Annotated in this window: 1 protein-coding gene; it reads right to left on the reverse strand. The window is 68.7% G+C overall.

Annotated elements, in window-relative coordinates:
• The coding region (locus HMPREF0072_RS11725; protein ID WP_438829779.1) for a LysE family transporter at positions 1–223 on the reverse strand (223 nt) is incomplete at its 3' end.
• Between the last annotated feature and the right edge of the window lie 13 nt (positions 224–236).

Consider the following 236-nt stretch of genomic DNA (forward strand, 5'->3'; position numbering starts at 1 on the left):
CCACCACCACGGTGGTGACGCCGAGCACCAGATACTGCTCGGCCTGCGGCTGATTGGGCAAGATGAACTGCGGGAACAGTGCGGCGAGGAACACGATGCTTTTCGGGTTGGTCAGGTTGACCAGCACCGCGCGGCGGAACAGANGGCGGCGCGGCNAGCTGCCCGNCAGCGCATGCAGATCCAGCGCGCCGGCGGCGCGCCACTGCTGGATGCCGAGCCACACCAGGGTAGGCCGG

It is taken from the genome of Anaerococcus lactolyticus ATCC 51172, assembly GCF_000156575.1.
Taxonomy (GTDB): Bacteria; Bacillota; Clostridia; order Tissierellales; family Peptoniphilaceae; genus Anaerococcus; species Anaerococcus lactolyticus.